Raw genomic sequence first — 22816 nt, 5'->3', positions numbered from 1 at the left:
GAACCGGGGCCAAAGCCCCGTCGATGTCTCGGATCAGGATCGTATGTCAGTCACAGCAGAATCTTCAGCCCCAGCAATCAACGCCCTTGGCAGCGGGGGAATCAGCACCCGGGAAATCGACCGCCGCAAAATGGCGCATGATGCCTCCCACTACCTGCTGATCCCCCAGGCAGTGGCCACACCCACGAACACCGCTGAGGTGGCTGACCTGCTGCGGCGCAGCCGGGAGCTCGGTATCCCCGCCACCTTCCGGTCCGGCGGAACCTCCCTCTCCGGCCAGGCACTGAGTGACAGCCTGCTCATTGACACCCGGCACCACTTCCGGGAGATCGAGGTGCTCGACGGCGGCACCCGGGTCCGGGTGGCACCCGGCGCCACGGTGCGGGCAGTCAATTCCCGCCTCGCGGCGTTCGGCCGGAAACTCGGGCCGGACCCGGCCAGCGAGATCGCCTGCACGATTGGCGGTGTAGTCGCCAACAACTCCTCCGGCATGGCCTGCGGCACCGAGTTCAACACCTACCGGACGCTGGAGTCCATGGTGCTGGTCCTTGCCGGCGGAACCGTACTGGACACCGCGGCACCGGATGCCGAGCAGCGGCTGCGCGCCCTGGAACCGGAGCTGTTCGACGGCCTGCTGCGGCTCCGCGGACGGATCGTCGCCAACCCGCACTCGGTTGCCACCATCACCCGGCTGTTCTCCATGAAAAACACCATGGGCTACGGACTCAATTCCTTCCTGGACTTCGAGAGCCCGGTGGATATCCTGGCCCACCTGATGATTGGCAGCGAGGGCACCCTGGGGTTCGTGGCGCAGGCAACGTTCCGCACCATCCCCGCACTGCCGAAGGTCGCCACCGGCCTGATGTTCTTCGACACCCTGGACGCCGCGGCCACCGCGCTGCCGGAGCTCACCGCTTCCGGGCTGGCCACGATCGAACTGATGGACGCCACGTCCCTGCGGGTGGCGCAGCTCGCGGCCGATGCTCCCCAGGAACTGCGCAACCTTGACGTCCAGGCGCACGCGGCCCTGCTGGTGGAACACCAGGCAGCCACCGCGGAGGAACTGGACGCCAAACGCGAAGCCTCCCACCCGCTTTTCGACTCCCTGCACCTGGCCGCTCCATTTGCCATGACGTCCAAGGCGGCGGACCGGGCAGCGATGTGGCACCTGCGCAAGGGCCTGTACACCACGGTCGCCGGTGCCCGTCCCTCCGGCACCAACGCCCTGCTGGAAGACATCGTGGTTCCCGTGCCGTCACTGGCCCGCACCTGCGGCGAACTGGCCCGGCTCTTCACTGAGCACCGCTACCGGGACTCGGTGATCTTTGGGCATGCCAAGGACGGCAACATCCACTTCATGCTCAATGAGAACTTCTCCGACCCGGCAGAATTGGCCCGCTATGAGGCGTTCACCGAGGAGATGGTGGACCTGGTGCTGGGTGAAGGCGGCTCGCTGAAGGCCGAACACGGCACCGGCCGGATCATGGCTCCCTATGTCCGCCGCCAGTACGGCGACGAACTCTACGGGATCATGTGCGAGGTCAAGGCCCTGATCGACCCGCCGAACCTGCTCAATCCCGGTGTCCTCATCAACGACGATCCCCGCGCCTACATCGAGAACCTGAAGGTCGCACCCACCGTCGAGGAGGAAGTGGACCGCTGCGTCGAATGCGGCTACTGCGAGCCGGTCTGCCCCAGCAAGGACCTGACCACCACACCCCGCCAGCGGATTGTGCTGCGGCGGGAACTCGCGGCGGCCGAGGCCCGCGGGGACGCCGCCCTGGCTGCAGAGCTGCGCACCGACTACGACTATGACGGCGTGCAGACCTGTGCCGCTGACGGTATGTGTGTCACCGCGTGCCCGGTTTTGATCAACACCGGGGACCTGGTCCGCCGGCTGCGCGCCGAAAACGCCAACCCGGTGGCCGGGGCCGGCTGGAAAACCGCCGCCGGGCACTGGGGAACCGTGACCACCCTGGGCGGCAAGGCCCTGAGCCTGGCCAAGGCTGTGCCGGCTCCCCTGCCCAAGCTGGCGACCACCGTGGGACGGGCACTGCTGGGGGCGGACAATGTCCAGTCCTATGAAACAGTGCTGCCGGCCGGCGGTACCCGCCGCACCCCGCGGGAGGACCCGGATCCGGTCGCCGTGTTCTTCCCGGCCTGCATCGGAACCATGTTCGGTCCCGCCGAGGGCGGCGAAGGAGCCAGTACCGCGTTCCTGGAACTCTGCGAACGCGCCGGCGTCGGAGTCCGGGTGCCCAACGGGATCGGCGACCTGTGCTGCGGAACGCCGTGGAAGTCCAAGGGATTCACCGCCGGCTACGAAGCCATGACGGAGAAGGTCCTGGCGAACCTGTGGGTGGCCAGCGGCGGCGGGGAGCTGCCTGTGGTCTGTGATGCGGCGTCCTGCACCGAAGGCCTGGAGACGATGAAGCGGCTGGCCGGATCCAGCCCCGTCTACCCCGGGCTCAGGTTCGTTGATGCGGTGGACTTTGTCAGCGAAACGGTGCTGCCCCGGCTGGAGGTTACGGCGAAACTCGGCTCCCTGGCGCTGCACCCGACCTGCTCCTCGACGCAGCTCGGCGCCAATGACGCCCTGCATACGATCGCCTCGGCGGTCAGCGGCGAAGTGTTCGTGCCGCCGAGCTGGGGCTGCTGCGCCTTCGCCGGCGACCGCGGCCTGCTGCATCCCGAACTCACCGCCTCCGCGACGGACACTCAGGCCGCTGAGATCAATGCCCGCACGTTCGACGGCTACGCGTCCCTGAACCGCACCTGCGAGATCGGCATGAGCAAGGCCACCGGCCAGTCCTACCGGCACATCCTGGAGTACCTGGCCGAGGCCACGCGGTAACAAACCGCACCGAAGCAGGAAAATCCGAAGGGAGGGGCCGTCCGGTTCCTCCCTTCGGCCGTTCCCCCGTCTGCTCCCGGCATGAACCCGGCTTAATCCCGGAGTGAACCCGGGGACTGGCCTGGACCAGGACCGCCCGCCGCCGCCGCCGTATCACCGTGGATGAGCGCAGATCAGCGCGGATCGGCCCTGCCATAACGGGCCCTTGCCGCACCCACACCTGCCCGTCCGGCAAAACTTTTCCTTGCATTCTTACTTTCTTCACCGTATAAAGTAAGAATGTCATCCACCTCACAGAGCAGTGCTGCTCAGTACGGCGCAGCCCAGTTCGGCGCAGCCCAGAGCAGTGCAGCTCAGAACAGTGCGCCTACCGGACGCAGCGAACTGCGCCGGATCCGGGTGGAATCCGTGATGGGAGCCCTGCTCAGCACCGGCCCGATCTCCCGGACGGACCTCGCGGCAGTCACCGGCTACAGCCCTTCCACCGTCACCGGCATCGTCCAGGAACTCCAGGGCATGGGCTACCTCCACGAGGTCGGGCACCGGGAATCAACCGGCGGACGGCGCCGCACGCTGGTCGAACTCGACCGCACGGCCATCGCGCTGATCGTCGCCGAAGTCAGCGGTGGCCGCATCCGGGCCAGCCTCATTGACCTCGACGCCCGGGTGCTGGCCACCCAGGACGCCCCCTTCGATCCGGCAGATCCGGTCAGCGCCACTGCCCTCGCCGTGGCCGGTCTCGGTGAACCTACCGGCCACCGCCCCTCCCGGCTGATCCTCGCGCTGCCCGGTGTGGTCGCCGCGGACGGCACCGTGAGCCTGGCGCCCGCCTTCGCCGCCGCCGGAGATCCCCAGCTGGCCCAGGCCCTGGCCCGGCGGACCGGACTACCGGTCACCGTGGAGAACGACGTAAACCTCATCGCCCTCGGCGAGCGCAGCGCCGGAGCCGCGGCCGGCGTCGATGATCTGGTCCTGATCCACATCGCGGAGGGAATCGGCGCCACCATCCTCAGCGGCGGGCGCCTGCTGCACGGCTCCACCCGCTCCGCGGGCGAAGTCGGATTCCTCCCCATCGGCCTCACCCCGCTGCCGCACGGAAACCGCGGCAGCTTCGAGGAACGCTGGAGCACCCCGGCCATTGCCGCCGCAGCACGGACCGCCGGCCTGGATGTCAGCGAGGCCAACGTGATCCCCCGGCTCTGCAGCGAACCCGCCGCCGCCGCACTGCGGACCGAGGTGCTGGATGCCTGGGCCTGGGCTGCCGTCGTCTGCGCGTGCGTCCTGAACCCGGCACTGGTCCTGTTCTCCGGTGATGCCATCGGCCTGGACGACGACGCCCGCACCGGGCTGGCTGACCGGATCCGGTCCGCAGCGCCGGCCGCACCGGAGGTCACCTTCGCTTCCCTGGGCGTCGAAGCCGTCCTTTTCGGCGCCGTCGCCCGCGTCCTGGAGGACCCCGCCAGCCTGATCACCCCCGCCGGGTGATCCCACCCGTTTTCCACCGCACCAGCACTACACAACCCACCAGCACTACACAACCAAGGAGAAGTACATGGCTCTGAACCGCAAAATCCGCGGCCCGCTCGTCACCGTTGCCGGCGGACTCGCCCTGGCGCTTGCGCTCTCGTCCTGTGGACTGGACGAATCGCCGTCGGGCGGCGCTGAAGGTTCCGAAGGCGGAACCCTCACCATTTACACCGCCCGTGACAAGGGATTGGCCGAAGCAGTCGTAGCCGACTTCGAGGAAGCGAACCCGGAGTACGCCGGCAAGGTCGAAATCCTGACCCTCGGCGCGCAGGAAGCACTGGAACGTATCCGCGCCGAGAAGGCCAACCCGCAGGGCGACATCTGGTGGGGCGGCACCGGCCAGCAGATGAAGCAGGCCGCTGGAGACGACATCCTGGCCCCGGCCCCCGACGCCGTCGTCGACGCCGTGCCGGAAGAGCTCCGCGATCCGGCCGGACTCTGGGTGGGTGAAATGCAGCTGGCCGAGGTGATCTTCTACAACCACGACATGCTCACCGCCGACCAGGCACCCACCGACTGGGACGACCTGATTGCCCCGGAAATGGCAGACAAGATCGCCATCCGCGACGTGGAGGCCTCCGGCACCATGCGCAGCATCTACTCGGCCATGATCGACCGCAAGTACGACGAGTCCGGTTCCCCGGAAGCCGGCTACGAGTGGCTGCGCCAGCTGGACGCCAACACCAAGGTCTACGCCGCGAATCCGACGGACCTGTACCTGCGCGTCACCCGCCAGGAAGCAGCCGCCAGCGCGTGGAACCTGCAGGATGTCATGCTGCAGATCGATGGCCAGAACGCTCCCTACACCCCGGTGGTCCCGGAATCCGGTGCACCGATGCTGGTTGACGGCGTCGCCAAGATCAAGAACGGTCCGTCCTCCGACGCGGCGGACGCGTTCCTGGAATTCCTGCTGAGCGAAGACACCCAGAAGGAACTGTCCGAGACGTACTACCAGATCCCCTCCATCGCGATGACCGAGCAGCCCGCCTGGCTGGCCGAGCTCGACCTGAAGGAAATGGACGTCGACTGGGACCGGATCGGCACGAACGAAACCGAATGGATCGGCTACTGGGCCGAGAACATCAAGGGCAAGGGCTAAGACGCCTCCCGGGGCGGGCGGCGAAACGCCGCCCGCCCTCCCCTCTCTATTCACCCCCTACCTCTGCGGAGAGCAGCCATGACACGAGTCCTTCTCGAATCAATCGAAAAGCGCTATCCGGGCGCAGCCCCATCGGTCGCGGACCTCGACCTCACCATTGAAGACGGCGAGTTCTTCACCCTCCTGGGCCCCTCCGGATGCGGTAAATCCACGACTTTGCGCATGGTTGCCGGCTTCATCCAGCCCACCCGCGGGCGCATCCTGTTCGATGACAAGGACGTCACGAACATGGCACCGAACCGCCGTGACACCGGCATGGTGTTCCAGAACTACGCACTGTTCCCGCACATGAGCGTGCGCGCCAACGTCGGCTATGGACTCTCCGTGCGGCGCACCTCCCGTGCCGAAAAAACCAAGCGCGTGGACCGCGCACTGGAGCAGGTTGGCCTGAACGGATACGCCGACCGGCGGATCGACATGCTCTCCGGCGGCCAGCAGCAGCGCGTTGCCCTGGCCCGCGCCCTGGTGATCCAGCCATCGGTGCTGCTGCTCGATGAGCCGCTCTCCAACCTGGACGCCAAACTGCGCGAAGAGACCCGCGCCGAAATCCGCGGCACCCAGAAAGCCGCGGGCATCACCAGCATCTACGTCACCCACGACCAGGCAGAGGCCATGGCCATGAGCGACCGCGTGGCGATCCTTGAATCCGGGCGGCTGCACCAGGTGGCACCGCCCCGGGAGGTCTACCACCGCCCGGCCACCTCCTTCGTGGCCCGCTTCATCGGCCGCTCCAACGTCCTGGCCTGCACCATCCTGGAAGCCGGCGGAGACAGCGTCCAGGTCCAGCTGGAGGACGGCACCGTGCTGCGTGCACCCCGCGTTTCCGGCACTCCGTCGGCTGATGTTTCCCGCGGGGACACGGCAGCGGTCAGCCTGCGGCCGGAGTCCTTTGCCGTACTCCGGGACGCGGGCACGGCCGCCGCCAACGGTGCCGGTGAGCTGAAGGGCACGGTCCGCACCGCGGAGTTCACCGGTGCGGTCAACGTGTATGAAGTGGACTGGAATGGCAACAACCTGGTGGTCTCTGTGCCGGATTCCGAGGACCGGGTTTCCCCCGGCGACCCGGTAGTCCTGGCGCCGCACCCGGACCGGGTCTGGCTGGTGGCACCGTGACCGGCCTCGCGCAGAAGCTGCGGATGCGCAGCGGAACCACGTCCTCCGACCGGTTCATCTACTGGCTGGCCATTCCGCTGGTCCTGATCCTGCTGATGTACATCGTTATTCCGATGTTCGCCACGGCCCGGACCAGCGTTGACGGCGGCGTGGACAACTACAGCGGTTTCTTCGGCGGGAACTCCGGCCGGGCCCTGGGCCTGTCCGTCGGCATCTCCGTTGTCTCGGTGATCACCACCGGCGTCATCGGCACCGCGCTGGCCGTGCTCCTGACCCGCTTCGATTTTCCCGGCCGGAACGTACTGCGGCTCTTCGCGATGCTGCCCATGGCCCTGCCGCCGCTGATCGGCGCGGTGTCCTTCTACTTCCTGTACGCGGAAAGCGGCATCCTCCCCCGGTTCCTGGCCCAGTACTTCGGTGCAGATCCAGGTGCGGTCTCCGCGAACGGCGTCATCGGCGTGCTGCTGGTCCACACCATGACCATGTACCCCTATTTCTATTTGGCGGTCTCCTCCGGCCTCGCCGGATCCGATGCGTCGATGGAAGAAGCAGCCCTGAACCTCGGCGCCAGCCGGTTCACCATGTGGCGCACCGTGCTGCTTCCCATGCTGACCCCGGCCCTGGTCTCCGGCGCGCTGCTGACCTTTATGGTCTCCATGGCTTCCTTCACCGCGCCGCAGTTCTACAACGTGCAGACCCTGACCATGCAGATTGTCGCCTCGCGGACCTCCGGCGCGTACGAGCTGGCGGCGGCCCAGTCCACAGTGCTCTCCATCGTCTCCATCCTCTTCCTGCTGGCCATGCGCTGGTACCAGAACCGGCGCGTGCACCGCAGCGCCTCGAAAGGCACCCCGCAGGCCGTCAAGGTCATCCACGGCACGCTCCCCCGGCTCGGCGCCGGCCTCGGTTCCACCCTGCTGGTGCTGATCCTCATGGCGCCCGCCGCCGTGATCGTGCTGCTGGCCTTCACCGTGGACGGCTCCTGGACGGTGCAGATCCTACCGAACCAGTACACGCTGGGGAACTTCGCCCGCATCTTCACCGACCCCTCCACCCTCCGGCCGATCCTGGTCAGCTCCCAGATGGCGTTCATCGCCATGATTGCCTGCACCGTCGTCGGTGTGCTCGCCTCCTGGGTCGTCACCCGGTGGAAAGGCCCCGGCAAGGGACTGCTGGACGTGATGGTGATGATTCCGTGGGCCCTGCCCGGCACCGTGGTGGGCGTCAACCTGGTCACCGCGTTCGCCAGCCCCACGCCGTTCAACCTGGGCCAGGTGCTGATCGGTTCGCTGTGGATCCTGCCCGTCGCTTACTTCGTGCGCTTCCTGCCGCTGGTCTTCCGGTCAGCCAACGCCGCCCTGGCGCAGATCGATCCGTCCGTCGAGGAAGCCGCCCGTAACCTGGGCGCCGGACCGTGGCGCGTGCTGCGCACCGTGACCGTTCCGCTGATGTACCGCGGCATCCTGGCCGGCGCGCTGATGGCGTTCATCCAGGGCTTCGGCGAATACGTGGCCTCGGTGGTTGTCTACCCCGCGCGCTTCGCACCCCTGTCCGTGGAGATCTACAACCGGATCTACTCCAACGAGTTCGGCACCGCCGCGGCCTACGGCACCCTGCAGATGGGGCTGATCCTGATTGTGCTGATCATTTCCCAGCGCCTCGAGAACCCCGGCAGCGGCGGCATCGCCGCGATGCTGCGCCGCCGCCGTCGTCCCACTGTGGAAACCCCGCTGGTGGGCCCCATCCCTTCCGCCGCAGTCCCGCTGCCGCTTCCCGGCACCCGACCAGCATCCGAAACCGTAAACCCCGATTTGAAGCCGGTGAAATAGTTATGACCGCCATCCCCCGCCCCGCCCTTCAGGACCGGCCCGAGCTGTCCGTGTACTGGGACAACCACCTGCGGGATGCCTTCGAAGAGGCCGCGTCCTTCATCTACCCGCCAATGGTGGAGGCGTCCCTGGCCCACGTCTGGATGCTCGACGACGAGGGCATCCTCCCGCGCGAACGCTCCGCCCGGCTGGAAAAGGGACTGCTCACGCTCTGGGAGCGGATCAGCGACGGCAAGCAGGACTATGTCTTCGACGGCTCCGTGGAGGACCCGTACTACTTCATGGAACAGCAGCTGGCCGCGGCCTGCGGCATTTCCACCTCGGAGCTGGACGTCCAGCTGGCCCGCAGCCGCAACGACCTCGACGCCGGTGCGTTCCGGATGGTGCTCCGGCGCCAGCTGCTGGACCAGGCTGATCTGGTGGTCCAGGCAGCCGCCGACGCCGCTGCCCTGGCGAAGGACCATGCAGACAAGCTGATCATCGGTTTCACCCACCGGCGGCCCGCCCAGCCCACCACCATCGGCCACGTCCTCGGCGGCCTCTCCGAAGCGCTGCTCAGCCAGGGGCGCGAACTCCTGGACATCTACGCGGAACTGAACGTCTCCCCGCTGGGCTCCGCGGCGTTCGCCGGAACCGATGTGCCGATCAACCCGGAGACGCTGCGGGAACTGCTCGGTTTCGACTCTGCCTTTACCTCCAGCTATGAAGCCGTGGCCGGCGCCGAGCACTTTATGCGCCTCGCCGCGGCGCAGGCCCGGATCTGCGCCACCGGCGCCCGGTTCTCCCGCGTCCTGCTGGAATGGATGACGTTCGGCTGGGTCCGCACCCCCGACGCCTACACCCAGGGCTCCTCGATCATGCCGCAGAAGAAGAACCCGGTGGTCCTGGAACACATGGTCTCCATGGCCGGTGCCGCCGCCGCGGACATGTCCGCGACCTACGCCAATATCAACTCAGGCTGGTACGAGGACTCCAACAATGCGACCACCGATGTGCAGAAGCATCTGTGGCGTGCCGGAGACCGGGTGGTGCGGTTCGTGCGGATGCTCGACGGCCTGCTCACCGAGTTCGAGGTCCAGCGGCTGCCGGAGCTGGCGGAGATCGTCCGCTCCGGTGCCACGACGACGTCGGTCGCGGAGGCCCTGGCGGTAGCCGGCGTGCCCTGGCGCGGTGCGCACGACGTCGTCGGCCGCCTCTTCAAGACAGGCGACCCGACCTCCTGGACCCGGGAACAGGTCCTGGCGGCGCTGGCTGCCGCCGGAATCCGTGCCGAGCTGGCAGACCTGACGCTCGCGGCCGGCCGGGAGCCGGAACGCGTCCTGGACCGCACTCAGGCAGGCAGCCCGGGTACCAAGGCCGTCGAGGTGACAGCCGACGGCGCGCTGGCGGCCGCGCAGGAGCTGGCCACCCGGTTCGCGGAGCTGCGCACCGGGCTGGAGACTGCCCTGGCGCTTCTGCTCGGCCGTGCCCGGCAGCTGGCGGGCGCGGCGTGAGCGCAGTCCGGAACGATCTGACGGTCGTCGGCAATACCAACCTGGACATCATGGTTTCCGGCGTTACGTCCCTGCCGGAGCCCGGCACGGAAGCGCTGGTGCCGGACATCCGCATCCGGCTGGGCGGCTCCGCCGGAAACCTCGCCCTGCGGTGTGCCGGGCTGGGCCAGCCGACCACGCTGGTCAGCCGGGTCGGCAATGATGCCTCCACCGCCCTGGTCCGGTCCGAGCTGGATCTGCCGCACCTGCGGGCGCTGCTGGTCACGGATCCGCAGCTGCCCAGCGGTGTGACAGTCGCCGTCGAGGCACCCGGGCGTGACCGGGCGTTCATCTCCTCCCTCGGCGCCATGTCGGTGCTCGGCGCCGGCGATGTTCCGGAGGAGGCCGTGGCGGCCCGCTGCGTGGTGCTCGCCGGCTACTTCCTGCTGCCCAAGCTCCGCGGCGCCGCGCTGGAAGGCCTGTTCACCCGCGCCCGTGCAGCCGGAGCACTGACGGTGCTGGACACCGGCTGGCCCACCGAGGGCTGGACCCGTGACGTCCAGGCCGAGGTCCGCGGGGTGCTGCGCAGCGTGGACGTATTCCTGCCCAACTCGGACGAGCTCACCGGGCTGACGGGCATCGAGGACCCGCGGGCAGCGGCCCTGGAACTGGCCGCCGCCACCGGCACCCTGGTGGTGGCGAAACTCGGACCGGACGGTGCCGGACTGGCCCTGCCCAGCGGGGAATGGAGCCATTCACCCGCCCAGCCGGTGGAGCCCGTGGACAGCACCGGCGCCGGGGACGGTTTCAACGCTGCGTTCCTGACCTGCCTGGCACGGGGTGCGGCCCCCGTAGAGGCACTCGGGACCGCCGTCCGCTACGCCACCGAACTCGTTGCCACCGCACCGGAACAGCGTTCCGCAGTGCAGCTGGCCGAGGCTTTGCCGCTCTAGGAAGGTAGTTATGCACGTTTCCAGGATCGGGAACCGTCCCGTGGTCCAGGGCATCTCCATTGTCGACTTTCACCTGCATTTCCGGATGCCCCAGGACCCGCTGACCCGTGCCCTGTCCGGCGGGCAGTTCGCCTGCGAAGCCGCCTCCCCGGCAGCAGCCCGGCGGGCCGCCAAAGTGGCCGGAATGTCCGCCGCGTGGCGGCGCAGCTGGGACTTCGCCGATCCGGAACCGGCTGAAGCGGACCAGGGCTGGGAAGCGGAGGCCGACCGCTGGCAGGACGAGCTGGACCACCACCACGTTGAGTACGCCGCCTTCGTCACTGCCGGCGGCGATGAGGCGATGGGCCGGCTGACCGCCCGCGGCAACGGGCGGTTCCTGGGCATGGCTGCCATGGCTGACCCCTTTGCGCCAGGCGCTGCAGCAGATTTCGACCGGGCAGTCACGGAACACGGGCTGCGCGGACTGAAGCTGTTCGCTCCGCTGATGTCCGCCCGCATCGACGATCCGGGGGCCGATCCGGTGTGGCGGGTCGCCGCCAAGCACCAGGTGCCGGTCCTCATCCACTTCGGTCACTGCGGATCTGCCGGCGGAATAGCGCACAACGCCATGATCGAACCGGCGTGGCTGGAAACGGTGGCCAAACGGCATCCCGATGTGACTTTTGTGATTCCCCACTTCGGAATCCAGCACGTCCAGCAGGTGTTGTTCCTGATGTGGGCCTGCCCGAACGTCCTGGTGGATACCTCCGGTTCCAACCAGTGGGTGCGGTTTATGGCGCAGAAGCTGACCCTGGAGGACGTCTTCCGGCGGTTCTACGAAACCCATGGCCCGGACCGGATCATTTTCGGCACGGATTCCTCCTGGTTCCCCCGCGGCTACGCGCGGCGGTACCTGGTGGACCAGCTGAGGATCTGCTGGGAGATGGGTATGCCGCCCGTGGACGTGCAGAAAATCTTCGGCGCCAACGCTGCCGCGCTGCTGGATATTGCCGGCTGGAGCCCGGCCGATCCTGAACTGGCCCGTGCGCTGGGTATCCTGAACAACGGTGCCCTCAACAATGGCATTCTGGAAAAGGAGAGAACGGCGTGACCCTGCGGATTCATCTGGCTGCCACCCTGGACGAACTGGGCGGGGCAGCTGCCGACGCCGTGCTGTCCCGGCTTCGAAAAGCGCACCTTCCGGGGGCCCTGCCGGTGCTGGGAGTGGCAACCGGGTCCTCCCCCCTGTCCCTGTACCGGGCACTGGCCCAACGCCGGGACGACCTGCCGCCGCTGCGCGCCTTCGCCCTGGACGAGTACCTGGGCCTGCCGCCGGGACATCCCGAAAGCTATGCGGAAGTGGTCCGCCGGGAGGTTGTTGAGCCCCTGGGGCTCGACGCCGGCCAGGTGGCAGTGCCGGATGGATCGGCTGCCGATCCGGAACGGGCCGCCCCTGACTATGAGGCCGCGATTTCCGCCGCCGGCGGAGTGGACGTGCAGATCCTGGGGATCGGGAACAACGGGCACCTTGCCTTCAACGAACCCGGCTCGCCCTTGGACTCCCGCACCCGGGTTGTCCAGCTCGCTGAGAGCACCCGCCAGGCCAACGCCCGGTTCTTCTCCTCCCTGGAGGATGTTCCCACCCAGGCACTGACCCAGGGGCTGGGGACCATCCGTGCGGCGCGTTCACTGGTATTGCTGGCCAGCGGCGCGGCCAAGGCCGAAGCCCTGGCCGCAGCACTGCAGGGACCGGTGACCGAGCAGGTTCCCGCGTCCATCCTGCAGCTGCATCCCGATGTGACCATCCTGCTGGCCGACGGCGCCGGGGCTGGCCTCAGCGCTGATCTGCTCAGCCGGACTAATCTGCTTCCTACTCCTTAGCGATTGCCGGCAGCTCCTGCAGCGACCACTGGTTGCCGTCCGGATCACTGAAGTACACGAACGTACCCCAGTCCAGCGGCGTGACTTCGCTGGTTTCGACGCCCGCGTTCAGCAGCTGCTGCCGGGCGTCAGCGGCACTCGGCACCACCATCTGGATGCGCTGGCTTCCCGGCACCATGTCCGTGGTGCCTTCCCCGATCACCACGGAGCAGGCAGACCCGGGCGGCGTCAGCTGGACGAAGCGCAGGTTCTCGTCCACCCGCTGGTCGAAGTCGTCAGCGAAGCCCACCTGGTTCACATAGAAGTGTTTGGCGGCGTCGACGTCGGACACCGGCACGGGCACAAGTTCGATTTTCCAGTCCATGCCAGCGATCGTAGGCCTGGCTGCTGCACGCTCCAAGGGATCTGCGGTCAGGTTCAGTCCGCAAAAGCGGATTGACCGCACCGGTTAGGAATAAGCCTGCTGATCATTTGGTTGCGCCGGGTATGACTGAGCAGACTGAACCAGCCAAAATGACCGAACAAACCCTGCCGGCCACCCTCGATCTGAAGGACCTCGGAACTGTCCGCAGGCTCGGATTCGGTGCCATGCGTATTGTCGGGGCAGGCGTCTGGGGCGAACCTGAAAGCCGCGGCACCGCTGTCGAGGTGGTCCGCCGCGCCGTCGAACTGGGCGTTGACTTCATTGACACGGCTGATTCGTACGGCCCGAACATCAGCGAAGAGATCATTGCCGAAGCCCTCCATCCCTACCCTGACGGGGTGCGGGTCGCCACGAAGGCCGGGTTTGTCCGCACCGGGCCGGATGAGTGGATTCCCCTGGGCCGCCCCGAATACCTCCGCCAGCAGGCGGAGCTGAGCCTGCGCAGGCTCAAGGTGGATTCCCTGGATCTGTTCCAGCTGCACCGCATCGATCCCACTGTCGACGCCGAGGAACAGTTCGCGGTGCTGCGGGACCTCCAGCAGGAGGGCAAGGTGAAGGCCCTGGGCCTCTCCCAGGTCAGTGTGGAGCAGCTGAAGACGGCGGAGAAGTACTTCACCGTCTCCACCGTGCAGAACCGCTACAACCTCACCGACCGCTCGTCCGAGGACGTTCTTGACTACGCGGCGGCCAACGGCATTGGATTTATCCCGTGGGCACCGATTTCCGCGGGGGAACTCGCCCAGCCCGGCGGCGTCCTTGATGCCGCTGCGAAGAAGCTGGGTGCCACCACATCCCAGGTTGCCCTGGCGTGGCTGCTGCAGCGTTCGCCCGTGATGATGCCGATTCCCGGCACCGGTTCGGTTGCCCATCTGGAGGAGAACCTGGGTGCCGGCAACCTGACCCTGGATGCCGGGACCTTCGCGGAGATCGACGCCGCCGCCGGTTAGGATCGCCTCCCCCGACGATTCCTGAGACCTCCATCGCTGATCCCCACATCCCCCCACACACGCACGCCCCCGGAAGGATTACCCATGAACAACATCCTGATGATCGTTTCCGCCGCCGATTCGCTGACCATGAAGGACGGTTCCAAGCACCCCACCGGATTCTGGGCCGAGGAACTCGTGGAAGCCCACCGCACCCTCCTCGAAGCCGGTCACCGGATCACCTTCGCCACGCCCGGCGGCAAGGCACCCACGGTTGACCAGGTCAGCCTGGCACCGGAGCAGGCCGGAGGCGAAGAAAAGGCCGAAAGTCTGCGGGCCTATTTGGAGGAGCTGCGTCCGGAGCTGGCCGCGCCGCTGCCGCTGGCCGATGTGGTTCCGCTGGAGTACGACGCCGTCGTCATCCCGGGCGGCCACGGCCCCATGGCGGATCTGGCCACCGACTGGGACATGGGCCGGATCCTGATTGCGGCCAACGACGCCGGCCTGCTGATCGCACCGTTCTGCCATGGGCCCGCGGCGCTGCTCAGCGCCGAAACCACCGAAGGCGGGTTCGCGTTCTCCGGCCGCCGGATGGCGGTGTTCACCAATGAGGAGGAGCTGGGCGGCGGCACGGGTGACAACACGCCGTGGTTTGTTGCTGATGCCCTGCGGGACAAGGGCGCCATCGTGGAAGCCGGGCCGGCCTGGGAGAGCTTCGTCGTGACGGATGGAAACCTCATTTCCGGCCAGAACCCGCAGTCGAGTGTGGACGTGGCCCGGCAGGTTGCTGCCTCGCTTCCGGGCTAGTCCGGGTTAGGGGCTTGGGCTGCCGGGCTCATCCGGGGGGCGGGCCTGGGCTGCCGGACTCGTCCGGGGGCGGGCCGGGCTGCCGGGCCTTCCCCCCCCCCCCCGCCGTTCGGACGTCGGGACTCGTCCGGGGCGGGCCTGGGCTGCCGGACTCGTCCGGGGGTCGGGCTTGGGCTGCCGGACCTTCCCCGCCGTTCGGACGTCGGGCGGCCAAGGGCGGACGTCTCCAGACTGAATGCGGACCGCGGCGGGCTGGCAGACTGGGAGCATGACTGTCCTGATTGCCGGCTGCGGCGACCTTGGTACGGAAGCCGGCCTGCGGTTCGCCGCGGCCGGCTTGTCCGTGCTGGGCTGGCGCCGTTCCCCGGAGAAAATCCCCGCTCCTCTCCAAGCCCAGGCTGCCGATCTTTCCGGCGCCCTCCCCCGCGTACCGGGGGACACCGACGTCGTCGTCATTGCTGTGGCCGCGGACGAACGCACCGAAGCGGCCTACCGGGCAGCCTATGTGGACGGCACGGCGAATGTGCTTGATGCCCTGGAGCGCGACGGCGTGCGGCCGGGGCGCATCCTGTTCGTCTCTTCCACCGCGGTGTACGGGGACGCCGGCGGCGGCTGGCTGGATGAAGACTCCCCCACCGCGCCGGCGTCGGTAACCGGGGCAGTGATCCGCGAAGCGGAGGACCTGCTGCATTCCCGCCGTCCCGATGCCATCGTGCTCCGGCTGGCCGGCATCTACGGACCGGGCCGGACCCGGCTGATCGACCAGGTGCGGAGCGGAACCACAGATCCGGGACAGGGACAGCTCACCAACCGGATCCACCGCGACGACGCCGCGGCCGCGATCGTGCACCTGACAACGGCGGTTTCCGATCCCGCGCCGCTGTACCTCGGTGTGGACAACCAACCAGTGGAACTGGCGGAAGTGCTGGAATTCCTGGCCGGTGAACTGCACGTACCGCTGGGTCCCGCACCGGAAGACCAGGAGGAACGCCGGGCCAGCCGCGGCGGCAACCGGCGGCTTTCCAATGCCCGGCTCCGCAGCACCGGATTCGAGTTCAGCTACCCGACCTTCCGTGAGGGATACCGGGCCATCCTGGCCGGCGACGGCGTCCGGCACGCCTAGGGTGCCGGCAGCGCCGGCACCCGCACCGGGCCGGTGGCTTAGGCCTGGAAGAGCCGTTCAACGGCCGCACCGACGGCGAGCAGCTGAGCATCCGCTCCGGAAAGACCGTCGAGTCCCAGACCCACCGGCAGCTTGCCGGCTCCGACCGGAAGGGGAATCGTCAGTCCGGGATTACCCAGGAACGTGCCGTAGGCGGTGAACCGGGTGTAGGTGTCGAAGCTGGACACCTTGGTGCCGCCAATCTCCACCGTCTCGGCGGGGTCAATCGGAGCTGCCGGTGCCGGGGTAGTGGGGAAAATGACCGCATCCAGCCGGTGTTCCCGGAACAGCTCCGCCTCCTGCTCCCGCAGGACCGATACTTCCGCCAGCATATCCAGGCGTGCTGCCAGGGCCTCGGCGCCGGGTTCGGGAACCACGTGGTCCTGCATCAGTCCGCGCACCAGCGGGTTCTGGATCTGCGCTGCCAGTTCCGCCAGGGAAAGGCCGGGCCGGTACTGCTCCAGGTACGCGGTGAGCAGCCGGTGGATTTCCGGAATCAGGATAGTGCCGCCGAAGGTTGCCTCCGCACCGACGCGCTGTCCGGAGGGGATGGCGACCAGCTTGGCTCCGGCAGTCTCCAGGACCTGGACGGCGAGCTCAAAGGCAGCTTCAGTGCGGGCGTCCAATGGCCCCAGGTCCTCCGGAATGCCAAGGATCAGCCCGGCGGCGTCCCGCTGCGGTTCCGTTTCGGTACCGGGCAGAGCCGCACCGCTCAGGACCGCATCCAGGAAGGCAGCATCGGCCACGCTGTGAGTGATGGGCCCCGGGGTGTCGCGGGTGTCCGAGAGCGGGGTGATGCCCCCGCTGGGATAGCGGCCGGTGCTGGGGCGGAAGCCCACCACACCGTTCAGTGAGGCAGGAATCCGGACCGAGCCGCCGGTGTCGGTCCCGAGTCCGGCGGGGGCGCCCAGTGCCACCGCGACGGCGACGCCGGAGCTGCTGCCGCCTGCCATCAAAGCGGGATCAACCGCATTGCGCACCGTACCGAATCCGTGCCCGATGCCGGTCACGCCCAGCGAGAGTTCATGCATGCCGGCTTTGGCAACAAGGCCGGCCCCCGCGGACCGCAGGCGCGCAGCAACCGGGGCATCGGCGTCGGGAACAAATCCAGCCAGGGCAGGTGTGCAGGCGGTATTGGGCAGGTGCGCCACGTGGATGTTGTCTTTGACGACAATTGGAATGCCCTGCAGCGGACCGGGCTCATGATCCGGCTGAACGGCCAGCGGAGCTGCCGTATCCCGGACCGCTACCAGCGCGCCGCGGTTGGCGCCGGCGATGGCCGACAGGACCTTGTCCGCATACTCCTCCGCTGACGTTTCACCGGCATCGATGGCCGTCCGCGCCGCGGAGATGGAGGGGGTGCTGAAGCCGTTTTTCATAAGCCATTCTCTTTCCGGTCCTTATCCCCCGGTGTTGGGGGCAGGCATCGACGCCGGCTGTTCCAATCCAGGCGGGTCCAATCCAGTCCGGGCAGGCCCGGGCCAATCCAGTCCGGTCCAGGCCGCTCCGGGCCAATCCAGTCCAGGCCCGGACACGGCTTCGGCATCGATCCTGCTGAAATCCTAGTGACCGGCGGCTCATCCCGGTGTGCATTCAGTGCGGTCCGTCTGGCCCCTCAGTGCGGTTTGTGCCGAGGTCCGGGGGCAGGGGCTCCTGGCCGGCGCGGATCTGGCCGGCGCGGGACTGGCCGGGTATGCGGGACTGGCCGGGTGCGTGGGACTGGCCGGCACGGAAGGAGCCGGGAGCCGCGTCGAATTGGCGGCGGAAGGCCCGGCCGAAGTGGGAGGCGTCCACGAATCCCACCCGGCCGCCAATGTCGCTGATGCTGACGTTGCGCAGCCGTGGCTCAGCCAGGAGCAGCACAGCCTGGTCCAGCCGGCGCTGCAGGACATACTTGGCCACGGTGGTTCCCTCCGGTTCAAAGACGCTGTGGAGCTGCCGGAGGGACAGATGCACGGCCTTGGCGATGGAGGACGGGGTCATCGCCGGGTCGGACAGGTTGCCCTCAATGTGCGCCTTGATGCGGCCCACGTGGGCTTCGCGCGTGGTTTCTGCTGCTGTTTCTGTTCCCAGGACCCGGATCAGCCCGGCCAGGGCTGTGTCCACAGCGGCGCTGGCGAGGAACTGTGTTGAGGTGTTTCCTCCGGCCGGGGACGCGGCCAGGCTGTCCAGCAGCGCGCGCAGCGGGGCAGACTCCGGGGTGTCCCCTGCGGCGGCGACGGCGGTTGCCTGGCCGGGATCGGTAAGGGCAGACCTGAGCCGGGCCGGGGGCAGATGCAGAACCACCAGCTTCATGGGTCCGTCGAACCGGAAGGAGTAGTCCTGGTTGGCATCGGTCAGCACGAATGAGCCAGGCTCGAGGGCGCTTTGCGTTCCGCCCTGCCGTACCTGCCCGCCGCTGCCCGAAGCGAGAAAGTTGAGATGGAAGTACGGTTCGCTTTCCGGCGCGTTGCCGGCGGAGTGGAATACTTCCTCCGGCCCGGAAACCACCGTGGACAACGCGTAGGAACCAAGGCTGGCGTGGCGGAAGTGCCCGTAGAATCCTTCCGGGTCCTTCAACGGCAGCGCCTGCTGTGTGCCGAAGGCATGGCCGATGATCCGGCTCCAGTCCCGGAACCGATCAGCCGAGGCGTCGGCGGGACTGGTCCGGGCCGAGAACCAGGTTGGAGGATGCACCCGCGTGGAACTTAGCTGAAGTCGACCGGCGGGCCCAGGTAAAGCAGCACGGAGAAGACCGCCACGATCGCGATCAGCACACCCACCACGGAGACCACCGGTCGGCGGAGGATGAAGGCCTGCACCTGCTCCACGAAGCCGGCGGGCTGGTCTCCGCCGGGAGCCAGGCGCCACCCGCCGTCGAGCTTGCCCTGCTTGTCCATGGACTTCTCGAACGGAATGGTGGCGTAGGGAATGACGGCGGTGACGAGGCCCAGCACGATCGTGCCGAACTTCCACTTCTGATTCACGCCGACAAAGACCGTGCTGGCAGCATAGGACAGGAAGATAAAGCCGTGGGTGCCGCCGGCCGGGCCCATCAGGGCGTCCTGCCCGAAGCCGTACTTCATCACCATCGCCGCGATCAGCAGCGTCCAGGTTACGGCCTCCGCGAAAGCCAGGGCGCGGAACAGGGTACGGGGTTGCATCTGGGTGTGGAGCCTTCCCTCGGGGGTTTGCCAACAGTATGTCAGGATGGGCCGGGAGCGCTCAACTCGGTGCCTTCCTGGCCGGCTGCCGCCCCGCCCGCTGGCCCGCCAGCCGGGCTCCAGGGGGGGGGATAGATTCCAGGCTCCGGGGGGGGCCGGGGGTCAGGCTTCGCGGGTCCGGGGTCAGGGCTTCGAAGGTCCGGGCTCCGGGGGGTCCGGGGGGCCTGCTTCGGGGGGCTGCAGGATCACGGATCCGGGCTTCGAAGATCCGGGGCCAGGTTCCCAACTCAAGGCTTCGAAGGTCCGGCTTCGGACCTACCTGCGGGATTCGGACCTGGCCATCCCTGCCGAAACCCTCCGTATTGGGTGAAATCGACCAGTTTGGGAATTCCCTTCCCCTGCGCAGCGGAGGGATTTCCCAAACCGGCAGGGTTTTCCCAAACCGGAGCGAAATCACGACACGGTTCGGCAGGATTTTCCCAAAGCGGAGCGAAATCAATCACAACCCGGCGGATTTTTCCCAAAGCGGAGCAACAGCCCCGGAAACGGCAATCACGCCACCCGCGCCCTGACTCCGGACCCCGACGCAGCGAGACGGTTCCACATCCGACCCGGAGAGCGATCGCCCAGCACCGGGTCCCGACGGCGCGACACGGTTCCAGCCACCTCCCGGCCCCAGCACCAGTTCCGCCCCAGCCACCTCCCGGCTACCGGCCACGCCCCCGGCCCACCCCCAGCTCTACCGGTAGAGTCCCGGCCGGGCATCGTGTTCGTAGGTGTTGATTTCCCGGGCCCGCTGCACCTCGCCGGCCTCGATGTCGGCGAACAGAAGGTCCTCCTCCGCACCGGCGGCCGCCAGCAGCGTGCCGTACGGCGAGGCGATCACACTGGCGCCGGTGAAGTCCGGTGCAGTGTGGTTGGCGTAGGCGATGTAGACGCCGTTCTCCAGCGCGCGGGCCGGAACCAGCAGTGTGGAGATCCGTTCCGCGTTGTACGTGAGCAGCGGCTGCGTCCCCCCGACGTCGCCGGTGGCCGGCACGGCGGTGGGAATGCACAGCAGATCAGCACCCGCCCGGGCGGCGCAGCGGGCGTACTCCGGGAACTCGATGTCGTAACAGATTCCCAGGGCAATCCGCAGGCCCTGGAATTCCGCCACCTGCGGCACGCCATCACCCGGAGCGAAGGAACCGCGTTCCTCGTCCCCGAACAGGTGGGCCTTGCGGTAGCGGAGCAGCTCCGTGCCGGAGCCGTCGAACAGCGAGGCGGAAATGTACCCGGTGCCGCCGTCGTCCTCCACGGTGGAGGCGACGACGCCGATGCCCGCCCCGCGTGCGATCCCCGCCAGCTCCGTCCGGATCGCGGCGCCGTCGGACTGGCGGACCCGGGCGGGGGCATAACCGGTGGCAAAAAGTTCCGGCGTCAGAATCAGGTGCGCGCCGGCGTCGGCCGCCTGGGCCGTAAAGCGACGGATCAACGCCAGGTTCGCGGCCGGATCATTCAACTCCGCGCCTGCCTGCAGCACTGCTATGCGGACCATTTCCACTCCTGTCCAGCGGATGCGCCGCCACGTCATGTGGTGGTCACAATCACAAAAACCGTTGACTCTTCACATGATAGGCATAAGCATGATCTCCAAACCGAATGTGATTCGGTTATTGGTTTTCAGAACTGAGGAGACATGTGGACCCGAGAACGACGCGCGGTGACGAGCTGGCCGACCGCCTGCGCACAATAGCTGAAGATGAACATCAGGACCCGTCCCGCCGGGCCCTGACCACCCGCGAACTCGCCGCCTACGTGGGCACCGCCGTCGCGCTCTGCCTCGTCGGACTGCTGGTGATGGTGCTGTGAGCGGCGGCAAGCGCACGGCTGCGCCCGCTGAATCCCGAAGCGCCTCCCTTGGGTCTTTCCCCCTCCTCAAGGGCGAACGCATCTGGAGCGGCGCCGAGTTCACCTGGGTGAACGTCTCCCTGGCCATCGCCACCTGGGCCTTCCTGGTCGGCGGATCCACGGCGCTGCTGGTCGGTTTCCAGCAGGGCCTGGCCGCGATGGTCATCGGCAACGCGATCGGCCTGTCCTTTATGGTGCTGGCCTCCGTCGTGTCGAGCCAGCGCCACGGCGGCGAGCAGTACACCATGCTGCGGCCCGTGTTCGGGCTGGTTGGCGTGGGCATCCTGGTGTTCACCGTCATCCTGGTGACCGAGATGGGCTGGTCCTCACTGCTTTCCATCATGGTGGGCCGGGCGGTCACGCAGGTCTCCAACGAAGCGTTCGGCACGGACTTCGGTCCGGAATCGGTCATGGTCACCGTAGTGGCGCTGCTCGCGATCGCCGCCGCCTGGTGGATCCTCTCCCGCGGCCCGGTCATGATCGGCCGGTTCAACAAGTTCATCGCCCCCGGCCTGGTGGTCATCACGGCAGGCCTGATGGTCTTCCTGATCCTGAACACCTCCTGGGACGCGCTGCTGACCGCCTCTCCGCTGGCACCCTTCGAAGACGACCGGCTGAACTTCATGCTGGCCGTGGAATTCAACGCCGGCGTGGGGGTTTCCTGGTACCCGGTCATGGGCTCCCTGGCCCGGCTGACCAAGTCGCCCAAGGCCGCCCTCTGGCCGGCGTTCGGCGGCCTGTTCGTCGCCACGATCATTGCCCAGGCCGTGGGCATGGGCGCCGCGCTCACCCTCGGCGACTCCGATCCGACGGTGTGGATGCTGCCCTTCGGCGGGCCGATCCTGGGTGCGGCGATCCTGCTGTTCATCGCCTTCGCGAACATCACCAGCACCTCGTCAATCGTCTACTCGACCGTGCTGGCGCTCCGCCAGGCCAGCGGCAGCCTGCTGGCCAAAGCTCCGTGGCCGCTGCTCTGCGCCGGGTTCTTTGTCCTTCCGGCGATCCTTGCCTTCTTCCCCGGTTTTATGTACGACCAGTTCATGGTCTTCGTGACCATCAGCGGCGCGTTCCTGTCCGCCATGTGCGGGGCGATCATCGCCGACTACTTCATCCTGCGCCGGCAGCACATCAACCTGCCGGACATCTTCAAGCCCGGTGCCGCGAGCCGTTATCACTTCTCCGGCGGGCTGAACTGGGCCGGCCTGGCCGCCGTCGCCGCCGGTGCCGCGTTCTACCTCAGCATCTACAACCCGGTCACGCTGGAGACCCTTCCGGTCTTCAGCTACACCACCGCGTCCCTACCGGCGGCCCTGCTCGCCGGCGCCGTCTACTACCTGCTCGCGTCGCTGGCCTATAAGTGGCGGAACATGGGCGGTTTCCGGGACGTACCGGAAGCATCTGCTTCCCAAGCCACCACCGCAGCAAAAACCGCAGTAAAGGATCCCGCATGAACCCCGCTCCCCGCAAAGCCCGCGCCGCCATCCACGACGGCACCTCCACGGGCCTGGACATCCGCACCATTGAGGTTGCCCCGCCCGGCCCGGGCACGGTCCTTGTCCGCCTTGGCGCCTCCGGCGTCTGCGGCTCCGACCGCCATGTGCTCGACGGCGACTGGCAGCTGCCCTCCCCCACCGTGATGGGCCACGAGGGTGCGGGCACCGTGGAAGCCATCGGCGAAGGTGTCGAGGACGTTGCCG

Annotated in this window: 20 protein-coding genes; 15 read left to right on the top strand and 5 right to left on the bottom strand. The window is 67.8% G+C overall.

Annotated features, from left to right (window positions below; genetic code table 11):
* Positions 1-43: 43 nt before the first annotated feature.
* The 9 genes from AL3_RS06900 to AL3_RS06860 all read left to right on the top strand — a co-directional run bounded on the left by AL3_RS06900 (position 44) and on the right by AL3_RS06860 (position 12767).
* Entirely contained in the window at positions 44-2854 is a 2811-nt protein-coding gene (locus AL3_RS06900; RefSeq protein ID WP_066298539.1) for an FAD-binding and (Fe-S)-binding domain-containing protein, read from the top strand.
* A gap of 279 nt (positions 2855-3133) precedes the next feature.
* Positions 3134-4339, top strand: a complete 1206-nt coding sequence (locus AL3_RS06895; RefSeq protein ID WP_083521529.1) for an ROK family transcriptional regulator — start codon at positions 3134-3136, stop codon at positions 4337-4339.
* 67 nt (positions 4340-4406) lie between these two features.
* Entirely contained in the window at positions 4407-5480 is a 1074-nt protein-coding gene (locus AL3_RS06890; RefSeq protein ID WP_151724079.1) for an extracellular solute-binding protein, read from the top strand.
* 78 nt (positions 5481-5558) lie between these two features.
* Positions 5559-6653: an ABC transporter ATP-binding protein gene (locus AL3_RS06885; protein WP_066298536.1), complete on the top strand. Its 1095-nt coding sequence runs from the start codon at positions 5559-5561 to the stop codon at positions 6651-6653.
* Positions 6650-8482 (top strand): ABC transporter permease, encoded by a 1833-nt coding sequence (locus AL3_RS06880; protein ID WP_246168722.1) that lies wholly within the window; start codon positions 6650-6652, stop codon positions 8480-8482. The genes AL3_RS06885 and AL3_RS06880 overlap by 4 nt, the downstream gene beginning before the upstream one ends.
* 2 nt (positions 8483-8484) lie before the next feature.
* Positions 8485-9975, top strand: coding sequence for a lyase family protein (locus AL3_RS06875; protein ID WP_066298534.1), 1491 nt, complete (start codon positions 8485-8487; stop codon positions 9973-9975).
* The gene (locus AL3_RS06870) at positions 9972-10907 is read left to right on the top strand and encodes a carbohydrate kinase family protein (protein ID WP_066298530.1); all 936 of its coding nucleotides are present in this window, start codon (positions 9972-9974) and stop codon (positions 10905-10907) included. The genes AL3_RS06875 and AL3_RS06870 overlap by 4 nt, the downstream gene beginning before the upstream one ends.
* Before the next feature lie 10 nt (positions 10908-10917).
* Positions 10918-11997 carry an amidohydrolase family protein gene (locus AL3_RS06865; protein ID WP_205054174.1) on the top strand — a complete coding sequence of 360 codons (1080 nt, stop codon included), beginning with the start codon at positions 10918-10920 and terminating at the stop codon, positions 11995-11997.
* Between the two features lie 2 nt (positions 11998-11999).
* Positions 12000-12767 (top strand): glucosamine-6-phosphate deaminase, encoded by a 768-nt coding sequence (locus tag AL3_RS06860; RefSeq protein WP_083521584.1) that lies wholly within the window; start codon positions 12000-12002, stop codon positions 12765-12767.
* Here AL3_RS06860 and AL3_RS06855 read toward each other — a convergent pair.
* Positions 12757-13131 carry a VOC family protein gene (locus AL3_RS06855; RefSeq protein ID WP_066298529.1) on the bottom strand — a complete coding sequence of 125 codons (375 nt, stop codon included), beginning with the start codon at positions 13129-13131 and terminating at the stop codon, positions 12757-12759. The genes AL3_RS06860 and AL3_RS06855 overlap by 11 nt on opposite strands.
* A 122-nt stretch (positions 13132-13253) precedes the next feature.
* Here AL3_RS06855 and AL3_RS06850 point away from each other — a divergent pair, with 122 nt between their 5' ends.
* The 3 genes from AL3_RS06850 to AL3_RS06840 all read left to right on the top strand — a co-directional run bounded on the left by AL3_RS06850 (position 13254) and on the right by AL3_RS06840 (position 16047).
* Positions 13254-14138 carry an aldo/keto reductase gene (locus tag AL3_RS06850; protein ID WP_246168721.1) on the top strand — a complete coding sequence of 295 codons (885 nt, stop codon included), beginning with the start codon at positions 13254-13256 and terminating at the stop codon, positions 14136-14138.
* An 84-nt stretch (positions 14139-14222) separates the two neighbouring features.
* Complete coding sequence (locus AL3_RS06845; protein ID WP_066298528.1) at positions 14223-14924, top strand: type 1 glutamine amidotransferase domain-containing protein; 702 nt, start codon at positions 14223-14225, stop codon at positions 14922-14924.
* 268 nt (positions 14925-15192) lie between these two features.
* Complete coding sequence (locus AL3_RS06840; protein WP_066298526.1) at positions 15193-16047, top strand: SDR family oxidoreductase; 855 nt, start codon at positions 15193-15195, stop codon at positions 16045-16047.
* A gap of 38 nt (positions 16048-16085) precedes the next feature.
* Here the strand turns inward: AL3_RS06840 and AL3_RS06835 are convergent, their stop codons facing one another.
* From AL3_RS06835 to AL3_RS06820, 4 genes are all read right to left on the bottom strand, one after another.
* The gene (locus AL3_RS06835) at positions 16086-17465 is read right to left on the bottom strand and encodes an amidase family protein (protein WP_066298525.1); all 1380 of its coding nucleotides are present in this window, start codon (positions 17463-17465) and stop codon (positions 16086-16088) included.
* A 214-nt stretch (positions 17466-17679) separates the two neighbouring features.
* Positions 17680-18762, bottom strand: coding sequence for an AraC-like ligand-binding domain-containing protein (locus AL3_RS06830; RefSeq protein ID WP_066298524.1), 1083 nt, complete (start codon positions 18760-18762; stop codon positions 17680-17682).
* Between the two features lie 11 nt (positions 18763-18773).
* A complete protein-coding gene (locus AL3_RS06825; RefSeq protein WP_066298522.1) occupies positions 18774-19229 on the bottom strand; it encodes a DUF3817 domain-containing protein in 456 nt (151 codons plus the stop codon).
* A gap of 739 nt (positions 19230-19968) precedes the next feature.
* Positions 19969-20766, bottom strand: a complete 798-nt coding sequence (locus AL3_RS06820) for a nitrilase-related carbon-nitrogen hydrolase (protein WP_066298520.1) — start codon at positions 20764-20766, stop codon at positions 19969-19971.
* A gap of 143 nt (positions 20767-20909) precedes the next feature.
* On the opposite strand from AL3_RS06820, the gene AL3_RS18330 reads away from it, so the two are divergent.
* The 3 genes from AL3_RS18330 to AL3_RS06810 all read left to right on the top strand — a co-directional run.
* A complete protein-coding gene (locus AL3_RS18330) occupies positions 20910-21080 on the top strand; it encodes a hypothetical protein (RefSeq protein WP_157075244.1) in 171 nt (56 codons plus the stop codon).
* A complete protein-coding gene (locus AL3_RS06815) occupies positions 21077-22570 on the top strand; it encodes a cytosine permease (RefSeq protein ID WP_066298518.1) in 1494 nt (497 codons plus the stop codon). The genes AL3_RS18330 and AL3_RS06815 overlap by 4 nt, the downstream gene beginning before the upstream one ends.
* On the top strand, positions 22567-22816 hold a 250-nt coding region (locus tag AL3_RS06810), incomplete at its 3' end, for an alcohol dehydrogenase catalytic domain-containing protein (protein ID WP_157075243.1). The genes AL3_RS06815 and AL3_RS06810, both read left to right, overlap by 4 nt.

Origin of the sequence: Arthrobacter luteolus NBRC 107841, from assembly GCF_001552075.1 — a bacterium.
Classification (GTDB): Bacteria; Actinomycetota; Actinomycetes; order Actinomycetales; family Micrococcaceae; genus Arthrobacter_B; species Arthrobacter_B luteolus.
Note: the sequence above shows the minus strand (reverse complement) of the source record. Positions and strands in the feature narration are given on the sequence as shown.

What these genes read in the sequence shown, in the direction of transcription:
- AL3_RS06900 (WP_066298539.1), top strand. Translation starts at nt 44, where the DNA reads ATGTCAGTCACAGCAGAATCTTCAGCCCCAGCAATCAACGCCCTTGGC.
- AL3_RS06895 (WP_083521529.1), top strand. Translation starts at nt 3,134, where the DNA reads ATGTCATCCACCTCACAGAGCAGTGCTGCTCAGTACGGCGCAGCCCAG.
- AL3_RS06890 (WP_151724079.1), top strand. Translation starts at nt 4,407, where the DNA reads ATGGCTCTGAACCGCAAAATCCGCGGCCCGCTCGTCACCGTTGCCGGC.
- AL3_RS06885 (WP_066298536.1), top strand. Translation starts at nt 5,559, where the DNA reads ATGACACGAGTCCTTCTCGAATCAATCGAAAAGCGCTATCCGGGCGCA.
- AL3_RS06875 (WP_066298534.1), top strand. Translation starts at nt 8,485, where the DNA reads ATGACCGCCATCCCCCGCCCCGCCCTTCAGGACCGGCCCGAGCTGTCC.
- AL3_RS06865 (WP_205054174.1), top strand. Translation starts at nt 10,918, where the DNA reads ATGCACGTTTCCAGGATCGGGAACCGTCCCGTGGTCCAGGGCATCTCC.
- AL3_RS06855 (WP_066298529.1), bottom strand. Translation starts at nt 13,131, where the DNA reads ATGGACTGGAAAATCGAACTTGTGCCCGTGCCGGTGTCCGACGTCGAC.
- AL3_RS06850 (WP_246168721.1), top strand. Translation starts at nt 13,254, where the DNA reads ATGACTGAGCAGACTGAACCAGCCAAAATGACCGAACAAACCCTGCCG.
- AL3_RS06845 (WP_066298528.1), top strand. Translation starts at nt 14,223, where the DNA reads ATGAACAACATCCTGATGATCGTTTCCGCCGCCGATTCGCTGACCATG.
- AL3_RS06840 (WP_066298526.1), top strand. Translation starts at nt 15,193, where the DNA reads ATGACTGTCCTGATTGCCGGCTGCGGCGACCTTGGTACGGAAGCCGGC.
- AL3_RS06835 (WP_066298525.1), bottom strand. Translation starts at nt 17,465, where the DNA reads ATGAAAAACGGCTTCAGCACCCCCTCCATCTCCGCGGCGCGGACGGCC.
- AL3_RS06825 (WP_066298522.1), bottom strand. Translation starts at nt 19,229, where the DNA reads ATGCAACCCCGTACCCTGTTCCGCGCCCTGGCTTTCGCGGAGGCCGTA.
- AL3_RS06820 (WP_066298520.1), bottom strand. Translation starts at nt 20,766, where the DNA reads ATGGTCCGCATAGCAGTGCTGCAGGCAGGCGCGGAGTTGAATGATCCG.